The organism is Paraglaciecola sp., assembly GCF_051252315.1.
GTDB lineage: Bacteria > Pseudomonadota > Gammaproteobacteria > Enterobacterales > Alteromonadaceae > Paraglaciecola.
Window position 1 is genome coordinate 23,876 of record NZ_JBPOFP010000041.1, and the last position, 14,967, is coordinate 38,842.

Annotated in this window: 18 protein-coding genes; 10 read left to right on the forward strand and 8 right to left on the reverse strand. The window is 38.8% G+C overall.

The window, feature by feature from the left end:
- Positions 1-178 precede the first annotated feature (178 nt).
- Genes ACSHXM_RS10110 through murA form a run of 7 tightly spaced genes read left to right on the forward strand, consistent with a single transcriptional unit; the run spans position 179 to position 4,820 of the window.
- Entirely contained in the window at positions 179-979 is an 801-nt protein-coding gene (locus ACSHXM_RS10110) for an ATP-binding cassette domain-containing protein (protein WP_435688640.1), read from the forward strand.
- The gene (gene mlaE / locus ACSHXM_RS10115) at positions 976-1,755 is read left to right on the forward strand and encodes a lipid asymmetry maintenance ABC transporter permease subunit MlaE (protein ID WP_435688641.1); all 780 of its coding nucleotides are present in this window, start codon (positions 976-978) and stop codon (positions 1,753-1,755) included. Before ACSHXM_RS10110 ends, mlaE begins: the two co-directional genes overlap by 4 nt.
- A gap of 10 nt (positions 1,756-1,765) precedes the next feature.
- Complete coding sequence (mlaD, locus tag ACSHXM_RS10120; RefSeq protein WP_435688642.1) at positions 1,766-2,230, forward strand: outer membrane lipid asymmetry maintenance protein MlaD; 465 nt, start codon at positions 1,766-1,768, stop codon at positions 2,228-2,230.
- Positions 2,231-2,251: 21 nt separating this feature from the next.
- Entirely contained in the window at positions 2,252-2,887 is a 636-nt protein-coding gene (locus ACSHXM_RS10125; protein WP_435688643.1) for an ABC transporter substrate-binding protein, read from the forward strand.
- Between the two features lie 11 nt (positions 2,888-2,898).
- A complete protein-coding gene (locus ACSHXM_RS10130; RefSeq protein ID WP_435688644.1) occupies positions 2,899-3,216 on the forward strand; it encodes an STAS domain-containing protein in 318 nt (105 codons plus the stop codon).
- Positions 3,217-3,245: 29 nt separating this feature from the next.
- Positions 3,246-3,503, forward strand: a complete 258-nt coding sequence (locus ACSHXM_RS10135; protein ID WP_435688645.1) for a BolA family protein — start codon at positions 3,246-3,248, stop codon at positions 3,501-3,503.
- 54 nt (positions 3,504-3,557) lie between these two features.
- Positions 3,558-4,820: a UDP-N-acetylglucosamine 1-carboxyvinyltransferase gene (murA, locus tag ACSHXM_RS10140; RefSeq protein ID WP_435688646.1), complete on the forward strand. Its 1,263-nt coding sequence runs from the start codon at positions 3,558-3,560 to the stop codon at positions 4,818-4,820.
- 82 nt (positions 4,821-4,902) lie between these two features.
- On the opposite strand, the gene ACSHXM_RS10145 is transcribed toward murA, so the two are convergent.
- The 3 genes from ACSHXM_RS10145 to ACSHXM_RS10155 form a co-directional block, all read right to left on the reverse strand.
- On the reverse strand, positions 4,903-5,967 hold the full coding sequence (locus tag ACSHXM_RS10145; RefSeq protein ID WP_435688647.1) for a trypsin-like peptidase domain-containing protein: 1,065 nt from the start codon (positions 5,965-5,967) through the stop codon (positions 4,903-4,905).
- Between the two features lie 104 nt (positions 5,968-6,071).
- Complete coding sequence (locus tag ACSHXM_RS10150; protein ID WP_435688648.1) at positions 6,072-7,436, reverse strand: DegQ family serine endoprotease; 1,365 nt, start codon at positions 7,434-7,436, stop codon at positions 6,072-6,074.
- A 68-nt stretch (positions 7,437-7,504) separates the two neighbouring features.
- Entirely contained in the window at positions 7,505-7,942 is a 438-nt protein-coding gene (locus tag ACSHXM_RS10155) for a ZapG family protein (RefSeq protein ID WP_435688649.1), read from the reverse strand.
- 201 nt (positions 7,943-8,143) lie between these two features.
- Between ACSHXM_RS10155 and zapE the strand changes: the two genes are divergently transcribed.
- Together zapE and ACSHXM_RS10165 are read left to right on the forward strand one after the other, a co-directional pair.
- Entirely contained in the window at positions 8,144-9,250 is a 1,107-nt protein-coding gene (zapE, locus tag ACSHXM_RS10160) for a cell division protein ZapE (protein ID WP_435688650.1), read from the forward strand.
- Between the two features lie 105 nt (positions 9,251-9,355).
- Positions 9,356-10,081, forward strand: a complete 726-nt coding sequence (locus ACSHXM_RS10165; protein ID WP_435688651.1) for a YebC/PmpR family DNA-binding transcriptional regulator — start codon at positions 9,356-9,358, stop codon at positions 10,079-10,081.
- 64 nt (positions 10,082-10,145) lie between these two features.
- Here ACSHXM_RS10165 and ACSHXM_RS10170 read toward each other — a convergent pair whose 3' ends face one another.
- The 5 genes from ACSHXM_RS10170 to ACSHXM_RS10190 all read right to left on the reverse strand — a co-directional run bounded on the left by ACSHXM_RS10170 (position 10,146) and on the right by ACSHXM_RS10190 (position 14,358).
- Positions 10,146-11,162, reverse strand: a complete 1,017-nt coding sequence (locus ACSHXM_RS10170) for a 5'-methylthioadenosine/S-adenosylhomocysteine nucleosidase (protein WP_435688652.1) — start codon at positions 11,160-11,162, stop codon at positions 10,146-10,148.
- A gap of 154 nt (positions 11,163-11,316) precedes the next feature.
- Positions 11,317-11,871 (reverse strand): GTP cyclohydrolase I FolE, encoded by a 555-nt coding sequence (gene folE / locus ACSHXM_RS10175; protein ID WP_435688653.1) that lies wholly within the window; start codon positions 11,869-11,871, stop codon positions 11,317-11,319.
- A gap of 156 nt (positions 11,872-12,027) precedes the next feature.
- Positions 12,028-12,201 (reverse strand): hypothetical protein, encoded by a 174-nt coding sequence (locus ACSHXM_RS10180; RefSeq protein ID WP_435688654.1) that lies wholly within the window; start codon positions 12,199-12,201, stop codon positions 12,028-12,030.
- 30 nt (positions 12,202-12,231) lie between these two features.
- Positions 12,232-12,660 carry a CopD family protein gene (locus ACSHXM_RS10185; protein WP_435688655.1) on the reverse strand — a complete coding sequence of 143 codons (429 nt, stop codon included), beginning with the start codon at positions 12,658-12,660 and terminating at the stop codon, positions 12,232-12,234.
- Positions 12,661-12,681: 21 nt separating this feature from the next.
- On the reverse strand, positions 12,682-14,358 hold the full coding sequence (locus tag ACSHXM_RS10190; RefSeq protein WP_435688656.1) for a chloride channel protein: 1,677 nt from the start codon (positions 14,356-14,358) through the stop codon (positions 12,682-12,684).
- 192 nt (positions 14,359-14,550) lie between these two features.
- Between ACSHXM_RS10190 and ACSHXM_RS10195 the strand changes: the two genes are divergently transcribed.
- Positions 14,551-14,967, forward strand: a 417-nt coding sequence (locus ACSHXM_RS10195) for a DUF6776 family protein (RefSeq protein WP_435688657.1), incomplete at its 3' end; no start/stop codon positions are given.

Genomic DNA, 14,967 nt, shown 5'->3' on the forward strand with positions numbered 1-14,967 from the left:
GGATTGAGCACTAAGTGTACATTAAGTGTATGTTCAGCTTAGCAGCGTTTAAATTGAATATACCTTGTTACTTTTTCCTTTTGTTATTTTATAGAGAAAACGAATACAATGTGCTGCATATAAAGGGGTTTATTTTTGACCTTTTAGTTAATTTTTTTTATGGAACAATCCAGACTTAATGGAAAACTTGATAGAAATCGACAATTTAACCTTTAGCCGTAGTGGTAGAATTATCTATGACGATATTTCACTACGAATTCAAAAAGGGAAAACAACGGCCATTATGGGGCCAAGTGGTATTGGAAAAACAACCATGTTACGCCTTATGGGGGGACAACTTACACCTGATTCTGGCGATATTAAATATAAGAATGAATCTATTCCTAATATGAGTCGACGCAGGTTGTTTGATGTTCGTCGACAAATGAGCATGTTATTTCAAAGTGGTGCGCTGTTTACCGACATGACAGTGTTTGACAATGTTGCTTTTCCTTTAAGGGAGCACACAAAGTTAGCCGAATCCATTATTCACACTATTGTGATGTTGAAATTGCAGGCTGTGGGGTTAAGAGGTGCGGCGGATCTAATGCCAGCCGAATTATCTGGTGGCATGGCTCGTAGAGCCGCTTTAGCTAGGGCAATTGCCTTAGACCCAGAATTAATCATGTATGACGAACCATTTGCTGGGCAAGATCCTATTTCTATGGGGGTGTTAGTTAAATTAATTAAAGCATTAAATGACGCATTGCAGCTCACTAGTGTGGTTGTCACACACGATGTAACTGAGGTGTTAACCATTGCGGATTACATATATATACTTGCTGAGAAAAAAGTCATAGGCAGTGGCACCCCAGAACAAATTAAAAATAGTGATTCAGCACTGGTACAACAGTTTTTACAGGGTAAGGCTGATGGACCCGTGCCATTTCACTATCCTGCTGTTAGTCCAAAGCAGGCATTTTTAGGTGGTGAAGTATGAACTGGTTAATCAATATTGGTGCGAACACGCTTGACCGGTTGGCTATGTTTGGTCGAGCCACTCTTATGTTGTTTGGTGCCTTAGTAGCAAAACCCCAGTTTCTAAAAATGTTTCCCCTTACTATTAAACAGTTGTATGTAGTTGGTGTTCAGTCTTTATTAATAATTGTTGTGTCAGGCTTGTTTATCGGCATGGTTATGGCGTTGCAAGGTTATACGATATTGGTTGGGTACGGAGCTGAAGGTAGTTTAGGTCCTATGGTTGCTCTATCTTTATTACGTGAATTAGGCCCAGTCGTGACGGCATTACTTTTTGCTGGACGAGCAGGTTCAGCACTCACTGCTGAAATTGGTTTAATGAAAGCGACCGAACAATTGTCAAGTTTAGAAATGATGGCAGTTGACCCTCTACGTAGAGTTATTGCACCGCGGTTGTGGGCTGGGGTGATTTCCATGCCAATGTTAGCTCTTATTTTTAGTGCTGTTGGTATTTTAGGTGGTCATTTGGTCGGAGTAGATTGGTTAGGCGTCGATGAAGGTAGTTATTGGTCTATCATGCAATCTACGGTTGATTGGAACAAAGACGTAATGAATGGCGTAATTAAAAGTTTTGTATTTGCATTCGTCATTACTTGGATAGCTACATTCAAGGGGTATGATTCAATACCCACGTCAGAAGGTATTAGTAAAGCAACGACAGAAACAGTGGTGTTTTCTTCGTTAGCTGTTTTAGGGTTAGATTTTATACTAACCGCATTAATGTTCGGAATTGAGTAAAGGAAATAGAATGAAATCTAGAAAAGCGGAATTGTTAGTCGGTTTTTTTGTGGTATTGACCATAGCTGCCGGTTTGCTATTGGCGTTAAAAGTGGCAAATCAAAGTATCACTAATTCATCAGATACTTATACTCTACTTGCGAAATTTGACAATATTGGTGGTTTAAAAACACGTTCAGCAGTAAAAGTTGGCGGCGTGACTGTTGGTAGGGTAGATAGCATTACACTAGATAAAGACGACTTTACCCCTATTGTTGCTATGAGTATTTCTAAAGAATTTCAAAACTTCCCTGAAACGAGTTCAGTAGCGATACTGACATCGGGGTTATTGGGTGAGCAATATGTTGGATTTCAGCCAGGCTTTGCCATAGACGGTATTGAAAACTTGGTAGATGGTAACTACATAGAGGACACTAAATCAGCATTGGTGTTAGAAGATCTTATTGGTCAATTTTTGTTTGGTAATAATGACTAATTTTAGTTGGAGAATTTAAACGTGTTAAAACCATTTACTCAATTAGTAGCGAGCGGACTACTATTACTTGCTACTAGTTTTGTGCAGGCAGAAGAAGCCAATCCATATGTCATGATTCAAGATGTGGCGCATAAAACCTTTGATCGAATGAAAAGTGAGCGTTCGGAAATTGAAAAGAATCCAGAGCTGCTACGAGATATTATGGAAGCAGAACTATTGCCTTATATAGATTACAATTTTTCTGCCCTTAAGGTGTTAGGAAAGTATTATAAAAAAGTGCCTAAGAAACTCATACCTGAATATATTGGTGTATTTCGCTCCTATTTAATTACCACTTATTCAATTGCTTTGTCTTATTATAAAAATCAAGAAGTGCAGTTTCAGCCTACTAAGGAATTAGGCAAGAATGAAACAGCTATTACGGTCCGAACCATAATAAAAGATCCTAATCGTCCTGACATTAACTTGGCGTTTAAACTGCGTAAAAATAAAAGAACAAATGAATGGAAAGCATACGACATGGTCGCTGAAGGCATTAGCATGTTGTCTAGCAAACAAAGTGAGTTTGAATCTATATTGCGCAAAGATGGCTTACAAGAAGTCATCAACCTAATGAAAGATGCGATTGAAAAACCTTTGGTTCTTGAATCCAAATAAAAGGGAATGAGGTGAAAGAATTAAAATTAGTTGTACAAAAACAAGGGCACTTTGAACTGAGTGGCGATTTAAATAGAGAGACGGTGCCCTTTTGCAAGCAACAAACCTTTTTAGCATTAAAGGCGTTTAATCAAGCTTCGCCCAGTGAAAAAGCAATACTGGACATGTCAGGCATTGAACATTCAGATACAGCAGGCTTAGCTTGGCTAATTAACTTGCTTAAATACTGCAAACAACACAAAATTTTATTGCAACTTAAAAATATTCCACAAACCATAGTAAATCTTGCAAAAATTAGCGACGTTGATAACTTTTTATCGGTACAATAGCTGATTAATTTTCCCATTTTGGATTTGCCATGGAACACCAACAAATAGAATCATTATTAAAAGACACGCTTGGTTTAGCTGAAGTGCATGTAAGTGGTGAAGGATCACACTTTCAAGTGATTGCTATAAGCGATAAATTCGCTGATATGAGCCGTGTGAAAAAACAACAATTTGTCTATGCACCATTAGCAGAAAAAATTGCTGAAGGTGTTATGCATGCCGTGTCTATTAAAACCTTCACTGAGTCACAGTGGCAAAAAGAAAAAATCTTTAACCCGCCTCAATAAGTGTTCGTTCCTTATATTCTTTCCATTGTAAATTATTAAAATTAGAGTGTTGTCATGGACAAATTAATTATTGAGGCCTGCCCGCCTTTGCAGGGCACAGTGACTATTTCTGGTGCTAAAAATGCCGCTTTACCTATCTTAATGTCCAGTATTTTGGCTGACTCTACTTGTTATTTTGATAATGTTCCAGAGCTTAGAGACATTCGAACTAGCTTAGCTTTGTTGAGCGAGCTAGGTGCTAAAACATTGCGTAAAGACGGTCAGTCAGTCGAGATTGATCCTAGTCATATTAATAACTGTAATGCCTCATATGAGTTAGTTAAAACCATGCGCGCTTCGATTTTGGTTTTAGGACCTTTGTTAGCTAAGTTTGGAAAAGCGTCTGTTTCTTTACCTGGTGGTTGTGCTATTGGTGCTCGTCCGGTCAATTTACATTTGCAAGGACTGGAACAAATGGGCGCTATCATCGACGTAGATGCTGGTTATATTCAGGCATCCGTAAAAGGCCGATTACAAGGAGCGCACATCTTCATGGATGTGGTGAGTGTTGGGGCAACAGAAAATCTCATGATGGCCGCTTGTTTAGCTGAAGGAGAAACCATTCTCGAAAACGCAGCTAGAGAGCCTGAAATAGTTGATTTAGCTAGCTGTTTAAATGCTATGGGAGCAAAAGTGTCTAACGCTGGTAGTGATCGAATTGAAATCACAGGTGTGCCTGCTCTTAATGGATGTCGTTATAAAGTGCTACCGGATAGAATTGAAACGGGTACCTTTCTGATTGCCGGTGCTGTCACGGGAGGTAAGATTCGTTGTGAAAATGCTGCTCCTAAAAGTTTAGATGTTGTGCTTGATAAACTTACTAAAGCGGGCGCTAAGTTGGAAGTCGGAGATGACTGGATTGAATTGGATATGACTGGAACGACACTCAAGAGTGTTGATATTCAAACTGCTCCTCACCCAGGGTTCCCCACTGATATGCAAGCGCAGTTTGTTGCTTTAAATTGTGTGGCTGACGGCACAGGCGTGGTGACTGAAAATATTTTTGAAAATAGATTTATGCACGTCCCTGAATTACAACGAATGGGTGCAGACATTTCATTGCAAGGTAATAATGCGGTGTGTGATGGTAAGTCGACATTAAAAGGTGCACAGGTCATGGCAACTGATTTGCGAGCCTCTGCAAGCTTGGTGATTGCAGGTTTAGTAGCAGAAGGTCAAACAACGGTTGACCGTATCTATCATTTAGATCGTGGCTACGAATATATTGAGAAGAAGCTAAACGCGATAGGAGCAAATATTAAACGAGTTAACCGGTAAAACGGCTTAACTTTAAGTGTAAATAACCTGAACTTGAGATAAGAAGAGTCGACTAGTTCAGGTTAAATAGTTAAAGCAGAATTTATAATTCGGTGACTGTCATTTCTAGGGTCATAACTTGCCCTTTTCGATTGATTTCCACGCTGACTACTGTGCCTGGTGTTGTATTGGTAATATAGTCTAATGCTTGGCGAGTGTTTGTTGTGCCTAAATTGTCTACACTTACGATAATATCATTAACGCGTAAACCGGATATGTCAGCTGGACCGCCCCTTGTTACACTTGTTACAAGAATACCTCCATTACCTGTGATGTGTTCTCCACCAATAAAGCCCAGCGCACCTCGTGTTACTTTGCCACTATCAATGATTTCGTCCATTACCTTTTTGGCTAAGGAATAAGGAATGGCAAAAGATACACCCTCTACGTTTTCAATTCGATTACGAATTCGGGTGGTAAAGTTTGCGCTGGCAATGCCCACTAAGTTTCCTTCACTATCTACTATGGCACCCCCTGAATTACCTTCGTTAAGAACGACGTCAGTTTGAATGTAGTCAAAATAAGGGTTTAACATATTTTTACTAATGCGACTGATAATACCTTGGCTAACAGTTTGACCTAAGTTATACGGGTTACCTATGGCCAGCACAACATCACCTACTAGATTATTGTTAGCTGTTTTTTGAGGTACAACTTGTAAGTTTTCAGGAGGAATACTTAATACAGCTAAGTCAGTAACAGGGTCAAAGCCGACAATTTGTGCTTCCGCCAATCGACCGTCTTGTAAACCAATGAGGATTCGATTGTTTTTTGTTGTGACGGCATTCTCAATCACGTGTAAACAGGTCAATATGTAACCTTTGTCACTCATAATGACGCCAGAGCCCAGGTTGGTTCTAGCCTGCGTTTGGCGGTTGTAATAATTAGAGGAGTCTATGCTTTCACTATATACGTTCACAACTGCTGGGCCTGCAACATTAACAGCTTGGCTATAACTTAATTTTTTATTGTCATTGTCTTGAGATTGAAAAAAGGTCAGAGGTAAGCCGCTTCCTTGACGTAAGTCAGGAACGAGAAGCAAAATAACCGAAGAAATGATCACACCGATCGCTACAGATTTTAATATAGATGTTAACAGTTTTGGCACAGAAATTTAGTAGGTTGCTACGCTTATAATAAAAGATAATAGCATTGAAATCAGTGAGTTGATAGCGACTTAAGAGGGAATCAAAAGTCGCTATTTGGTTTGGTTTAGCGGATAACTAAATATAGTGAGGCTAATCCACGTTTAATGTTTAAAGCAATAACACCATTAGCATCATCTAATTCAGAACGTAATTGCATCACAGTATCTACTTTTTTACGGTTAACACCGATTATTACATCCCCGTCTTGTAACCCAGTCCTAGCGGCGGGTGAACGGTTTTCTAAGTCAGATATAACGATGCCGTTATCTCCTTGTTTGGTTTTACCGTTTGTTAGGGTCGCCCCTTCAAGTGCTGGATGAATTTCTTTAGCTTCGACAGTAGTTTGGGTCGCATCACCTAAAGTTACGTCAATCGTTTTACGTTTACCTTTACGTAATATAGTTAACTCAAGTTCACTACCTGCGCCTTTGCTGGCAATCTTTGCTCTAAGCTCTTGGAAACTTTCGATAGTTTTGCCATTGAGTTTAGTAATAATATCACCAGCCTCGATACCGCCTTTTTCAGCGGCTGAATCTGCTGATACCTCTAGTACAAAAGCGCCTTTATTGACATCTAAATTCATCGCCTCAGCAAGACCTGAGTCAATATCTTGGCCAGTTACACCCAGCAATCCTCGACGGACTTCTCCAAACTCAATAATTTGATCGACTAAACTTTTCATCATATTGGATGGAATAGCAAATCCAATACCTACATTGCCGCCGTTAGGGCCGAAAATAGCAGTGTTAATTCCGACTAGTTCGCCTCTAAGGCTGACCAAAGCCCCGCCAGAATTACCACGATTGATAGCCGCATCCGTTTGAATAAAGTCTTCATAACCGCCTATATTTAAACCTGAACGGCCAAGTGCACTGACAATTCCTGAGGTAACAGTTTGGCTTAATCCAAAGGGGTTACCAATCGCGACCACAAAGTCACCGACTCTTAATGCATCAGAATCGGCTAATGGGACGGCGGTTAAGTTTTCTGGTTCAATTTTTAGTAGAGCGATGTCACTTTGTGGATCAGCGCCTAATTTTTTTGCTTTGAATTCACGGCCATCTGTTAATTTGACTGTGATTTCGTCAGCATTATCGACCACGTGGTTATTGGTGACAACGTAGCCTTTTTGAGCGTCGATTATGACTCCCGAGCCTAAACCTTTAAAAGGTCTCTCTTGCACTTGTTCATTAGGCCCGCCAAAAAAGTGTTTAAACATTTCTGGTACTTTTTGGCGTGACACTTGTGTTCCTTCTACAGAAATACTGACTATAGCTGGTGTGGCTTCATCCAGCATAGGCGCCAAACTTGGCACTTCGTTTTTATCTGTTGAAAAGAAGGGTAAAGCTGCGCTAGACGACACACTTATCGACATGCTGGCGGCAACGACACAACAGGCTACGGCAAAACGATTCACTATCTTATTCATCGAATATTATCTCCAATATCTAATTTTAATAAACAATACAATGACTACACTTCTTCTCAGAAAGTTCATTACTTAACTTGTTTGTCTTCTGTCTCCGCGTTACCGGAAAACAGTCCTGAACTTTCTGAAGAAAAATCTAAAGGTTGCACCTCGGCCTTATCTTTTTCACGAGCCGGGGTAGCAGTTTTATTACGTAAATAAGTCGCAGCATGTTCACCGAAATAATTCAGTTGATCTTCTTCAGCCCCTGATTTCTGGCTAATTAAGACTTGTTCGTAATGTGAGACCTGCTGTGTTAGTGACTCTGCTTGCTGACTTAATTGTTCAGCAATTTTTTTGGTTTCTATTAGGTGAACAGATGCTTGTTGAGCCATGATTTCTTGCACTGTCTGTTCATTTTCTGCGCTGTTTTGTTGGTTTTTGTCTTCTTCGCTGAAATGTTTTGCAACAAAGTAACCAATAATTCCACCTACAATTAATAACAATACGCCAATTATCCAATCCATAAAAACTCCTAATCTTATTATCTATGCTTCTTTTAATACTCAATCGCTTTAAACTAATTGCTTGAGTAGAAGCGCAATACTCAATTTATATTGTTATTATACGCCTAGCATTTTTAATGAGGTCATTTTATTTGTATTCAAGTGGTTATTTATTTCCACACAATGATATTTCACACTAAATGGTAGGAAAAATTTCAATCTATGACACAGCAAACCCCATGGCAGAAATATCAGACTGATCTAGAAACTGCCGATTTCCAATATGACGCCGCACAAGAGAATGCAGTAAAAGAATTGCAACGTTTATTTGATGAGTTAACCCAACCACAAAAAAAATTAACTTGGCGGATTAAATTACAAAAAACCTTTGGTAAGGGGATGCGAAAGCCTTCGATTCAAGGTTTATACTTTTGGGGCGGTGTGGGGCGTGGAAAAACCTATTTAGTAGATACTTTTTACGAATGCCTGCCATTCGAAAAAAAAATGCGAATTCACTTCCATCGATTCATGCATAGAGTTCATCAGGAGCTTAAAACATTAGGTGGTCAATCAGATCCCTTAAAAATTATTGCTGAAACCTTTGCCAAAGAAACAAGAGTGATATGTTTTGATGAATTTTTTGTTTCGGATATTACAGATGCAATGATTTTAGGGACCTTGATGGAAGAGCTATTTGCCCATGGTATTGTGCTGGTTGCCACATCAAATATTATCCCTGATGATTTATATAAGAATGGATTGCAGCGAGCGCGTTTCATGCCAGCAATAGAGCTTATTAACCAAAATACGCGCATTGTGAATGTGGATAGTGGTGTAGATTATCGCTTACGCACCCTGGAACAGGCTGAGATATTCCATTATCCATTAGATGCTAAAGCTAACGAAAATTTACATAAGTATTTCGGTCAATTAGCGCCAGAGGTGGGGACTGAAAATCAAGACATCGAAATTGAAGGGCGCATGATCCCTTCATTGCATTATGCTGATGGTGTGGTGATGTTTGAATTTAGGGCCGTTTGTGATGGACCCAGAAGTCAAACAGACTATATGGAAATTAGTCGATTGTATCATTCGGTATTAATAGCGAATGTAGAACAAATGGGGCAGGCCACAGATGATATCGCAAGACGTTTTATTGCCATGATTGATGAATTCTATGAGCGTAATGTAAAACTGATAATATCTGCTGAAGTGGCTCTGGAAGATTTGTATACCCAAGGTCAATTAGATTTTGAATTTAAACGCTGTCTAAGTCGCCTTAAAGAAATGCAGTCACACGATTATCTAGCATCAGAACACATACCTTAAATAAGGTAGAAGATTATTGCTTTTGTACTCTGATGATATAATCGGTAAAATCCGTGGTAATGAGCCAAAAAATTAAATAAAAATAGCTAATAAAGAGAATTGTAGATGGGAAGAAAATTCGAAGTTCGTAAAGTATCCATGGCAAAAACGGCCGGAGCTAAAACGAAAGTATATTCTAAGTATGGTAAAGAAATTTACGTTGTAGCTAAAAATGGTGGAACCGATCCCCAAGCTAACTTGTCATTACGTCGTTTAATCGAAAAAGCCAAAAAAGACCAAGTACCTAGTCACGTTATCGACAAAGCCATTGATAAAGCAGCGGGTGGAGCAGGTGAAGATTATGTACCTGCTCGTTACGAAGGTTTTGGACCAGGTGGTTGCATGGTGATAGTGGATTGTTTAACAGATAACAATAACCGAACGATCACCGACGTACGTAACTGTTTTACTAAAACCAGTTCAAAACTGGGTGTAGAAGGTACAGTTGGCCATATGTTTGATCATCAAGCTGTATTTGCTTTTGCAGGTGATGATGAAGATGCGGTATTAGAAGTCTTAATGGAAGCTGACGTAGACGTTACCGAAGTTGAATGTGAAGACGGCGTAGTGACTGTGTATTCTCCACATACCGAATTTAATAACACACGTACTGCATTAACTGATAGTAACCCAGAGCTTAAGTTTGATGCAGAAGAAATTACTTTTATTCCACAAACCGAAGCCGAGGTTAGTGGCGACGACGTAGCAACGTTCGATAAGTTTATGGACATGTTAGAAGATTGTGATGACGTGCAGCATGTTTACCATAATGCAGTAGTAAATCGCGATTAATTCTAACTTTTGATAGCGTAAAGCAATTTAATTGTAAGCCGACTTTAACAGTCGGCTTTTTTGTTTACTGTTTTTCTAGTTCGACAATTTGATCAAGTAATCCCAGCATAAGTTTAGTCCCGGTACCTGAGGCTATGCCGTCAAATACGCTCTCAACATTTTTGCCTTGCTGACCGCCTGCTAAATCACTCACTGATCGAATAATGACCCAATCCACGTCATTCACAAAACAGACTTGCCCCACTGCGGCCGATTCCATTTCACTGACTTGAGCTTTATATACTTTTTGTAACCAATTGCGGTAGTCAGCATTATCGAGAAATACAGATCCCGTTACACCATTTCCGCCTACCTGAATCTTAATTGACTTACCTGAAGGCATGTTAATAGGGCTGACAGCTTTAACTGCTTGTCTGGTTAACTCAATCAGTTCAGGAGTAGCACTAAAATAAGGCATTTGTTTGGGGTGGTCCCAACCATGTTTGATTACAGCCATTTCTTCAGGATGAATATAGCCAAAGTTTTGATAAGAAGGTGCATGGGGATCGGTCTTTTCTCTCGCTTTATAAGCTTTAAGCGCTTGCTCGTAAAAATCAGGTAAAATGTAATCACCATTGTTATTTGGAACAGGGTTGGCATAAACAGATTCATCATGAAAATACCAACGCTCCGGAACCGATATATCGCCTGGTGAAAACTCTGGATTAATGCCCCCAGCAATGCCCATCATGACAACTTTATCTATGGGAAAATAATCTAATGCCATTTGCATGGTCATGGCTGCATTAGGGACACTTATGCCGGTAGTGAAAACGACAACTGGTTCGCCTTTATAAGTGCCTAATTGATATTTAATACCTCGAATGGACAGCGTTTTTTCAATTTTTGCATAATTTAATTGGCTAAAAGCATGGTTGATTGCATTTATTTCAGGAGCAAAAGCAGCAACAATTGCAGTCCATTTATTGTCAACTGCAAACTCTCTTGGGCCGTATTTAGCCTCTTGTTTCGCAAAGGTATGAGTAGAAAGTTGGCATACTGAAATTAATAGCAGGAGCTTAAAGAAATTTGGGTATTTCATTTAAATAACATCTCTGAATTATCATGCACATTATACGCACATGGTATTGGCTAATATGGTGCTTAAACTAAAATAAGCTGCGTTTAGAACTATTCTACATAGCGACTAAGCATAGAAAATATGTGCCAATTATGAGATTTGGTTTGGCCGGAGCTTACTTACCAATTAATCGCAGAAACTCATTTCGAGTGGCATCTGAATTACGTAATGTGCCAAGCATGACAGATGTCACCATAGATGAATTTTGCTTTTGCACACCACGCATGGTCATACACATGTGTTTGCCTTCCATAATGACCCCAACACCCCTTGCTCCTGTGACCTTTTGCACGGCGTCTGCAATTTGTTTAGTCAGCCCTTCTTGTATTTGCAGTCTCTTGGAGTACATATCTACAATTCGAGCAAATTTAGATAAACCAAGTACTTTTCCATCAGGTAAGTAGGCAATATGGCATCGACCAATAAAGGGCAACATGTGATGTTCACACAATGAGTAATATTCTATGTCCTGAACAACAACTAACTCATCTGTATCGGCTTCGAATATTGCGCCATTAACTACTTCATCTAAATTTTTCTGATAACCATCGGTCAAAAACTGCATGGCTTTAGCGGCTCTTTTAGGTGTGTCGACTAGTCCGTCACGAGTAACGTCTTCTCCAAGTTGAGTTAGGATTTCTGAGTAGTGGCCGGCTAATTTTTCTGACATGTAGTTGAGCTCTCTGAAGTGTAATGAGACTTGGTTTTGTATTAGTCAATACAGTTAATACAAGAGGTAATATAAAGATGATAACATTTTATGCTAGCGTGATTAAACACTAGCATAGAAGGAATGTCTCTTTTCTGACTTAAAAAGATGTAATACCTATTTGGAAATGTGAGTTGACTTGCGCATGGCAGCTAAAAAGTTATCTAACTCGGTTTTAGCTTGCTCATAAGCTCTTGCATGATCATCTGAAGTTGGGTGCAACTTATAACTTTCAAACATTCGGTCCGTTTTTTTCATCAGAGATTTTAACGTCCTTTGATTTAAATCCATATCCATTCCTTGTGATTTAATGTTTGTGTATTACACGTATTTTACAACCGCTAAACTGATTATAACCAATAATATTAAAACAGGCGCTTCATTTAGAAAACGGTAAAAGCGTGCTGAGTGAACATTTTTATCATCGGCAAATTGTTTGAGTAACTTGAATAAATAAAAATGATAAATATAAATTATTAATACCAATATCAGTTTTATATGTAGCCAGGTTGACGCTACAAACCAAGCCATACCGTACAAATATATAAGCCATATACCAAATATTAGTGTCAAAAAAGCAAAGGGAGTAACGAAAAACCATAATCGTTTTTCCATGATTTTAAACTGCTCTTTGACTGCTATATTTGTTGTTGATGCATGATAGACAAAGAGCCTAGGAAGATAAAATATTCCGGCCATCCAAGCTACCATAAAAAATATATGTAAGGTTTTAATCCAGAGTAAAGTCATTTATTTCCTAAGGGTTGTTATCTAGTAATTGGCTGTATGTAAATAATTCCGTAATACAGCCCAAGTGATGATACCTACAATATTATCAGCGTCATTTGAATAAACGTAAACCGCCCCTGCTCTATTTTTCTCTAATAATGAATATACTTCGGCCAATGTAGCCTGATATTTAACACCTTGCATAGGGACGTGAATTAAGCGTGCTGTGTCTTCATTTTTTCCTTGATCTAAACTTACCAAAGAAAACTGAGCTTTGAGCTCTTGGGTGTTTTTCTGCACCACTAAAGTGTTAGCACTAGAGCCGATATAAGATAGTAATCGCTCATCGTTTTCTGTCATAACGACATATTCTTTTTCCATGACAGCTAACACTCCCGTTTTTTGAAGGGATTCGGTCACCGCAGATGTAGTGTAAGGTAATTTTTGGAAATCTAATTGTTGCGTAAAAATAGAGCTATTACCTAAAAATTGAGTGGAAGTGACATAGGCTGGGACCACGACCAAAATGGCGGGAAGAATTAACTCTGGACTATACGATAATTCCATAACCGCAGATAAGGCGGCCAGTGGAGCATGCACCACGGCTGTCATAAGTCCGGCCATACCCAACAAAGAAAAACTACCGTGTAAGTCTTTAGTGTCTGTAATAAAAAATTCCAACGGGGCTGCTAACAAAACACCACTTAACATGCCAATAACGAAAACTGGCCCCATGATACCACCAGGGATCCCTAACCCAATAGCGATAATAGTCAGTAAAAACTTTGCGCATAAAACCCAGAAGAGTAATCTTATGTTGAATTCTTGATCAAACAATTGATGTGCAGAATCAAAATGAGCCCCCAATGATTCGGGGATGAGATAACCGATAACGCCGGTTAATAGGCCTGCTAATAACAAGCGATTTGCCATATTGATTTTACTAAAACTTCGCATTACAAACATTAAACTATTGTTAAACAAGGATGCCAAACAACCCAATGCAACACCGAGAATAATAAGATACAAATAGATCCATCGGCTAAATTCGTTGAAATGAATAAACGACAATTCTTGTGCTTCACCAAACACTATGCGGGTTAATACACTGCCACAAGCTGCAGCTAACATTACTGGTATAAATATGTGTATCTTGTATTCTCGAAATACCACTTCCATCACAAAGATAACTGCAGCAAAGGGGGTGTTGAACGATGCGGAAATAGCAGCGGCAATGCCACAGCCTGATAATATTCGAATACTGTTTTCTGGAAGCTGCAACCATTGTCCAAAAAAAGTACTGCCTGACGCACCTAGGTGAACTGAAGGGCCTTCTCTTCCCACTGAAAATCCAGAAGCTAAGGCAAAAGCACCGCCTAAAAACTGGTTGATTGTGGTGCGAAAAGGAATACGTCCAAAGAAATGTTTTACTCTGTGAATAACAAATGGAATGCCCATTCTGTAATGTTTAAAACCGGTTAAATAGGCAACTATCAATATGCAAACAGCACCAATTATAGGGAGTATAAATCGGTAAATTGGTGATAGTTCACTGAAACTATTCTGCTCGCCAGTAAAAAACACTTGTATCCAGTTAATCGTTAAGCGAAAAAGAACAATTAATAATGCGGCACATATTCCACTCACAATTCCCATCAAACATAATTGAATTGATGTCCTTGGCGTTGCCAGTTCTTGCCTAAATGTGTCGAGATTCATTACGTGCCAAACTTGTTTAAAGATTCATCTGCAGCTTATCACAAGCCTTTGTAACTTAAAGAGTAATAGTTTCGCTTGTGTGAATATTGAAGTAAAGAGAAGCGGCGAAAATAGTGAGACTGAGTTATTTGCAGAATGGCGTGTTATAAGAGCCAATGAATGTAGAGTTTCCATAGGTTATTAATATTGCCGATGGTAGACTTAATTAAAATTTTTATTAGTCGAGATATCAAGTTGAAATTGTCTGAATTAAAGCGACGTTTTGGTGCTTTTCAGCTGTACTTATTGTTAGTTGTTGCTCTGGGGATCTGTTTGTATATAGGTTTTCACCTGGGAAATTATCATTATGAAAAACAAATAGACACTGTAGCGACCCATGAACAAAGTATTGATAATTTGACGAATGAAAATAATAAGCTAGTTAAAAACTTAAATATTTTAGGCGTAGAATTAGAAGTCACTAAACTTGCTCAGAAGAAAGCTTTTGTAGAAATAGAACAAGGCATTCAACGTGAAACTAAATTACGTGAACAAATTGCTTTTTATCAACAAGTCATGGCGCCAGAGCTTCATTATGAAGGTTTTTTGATTGATGGCTTTAACGTTACC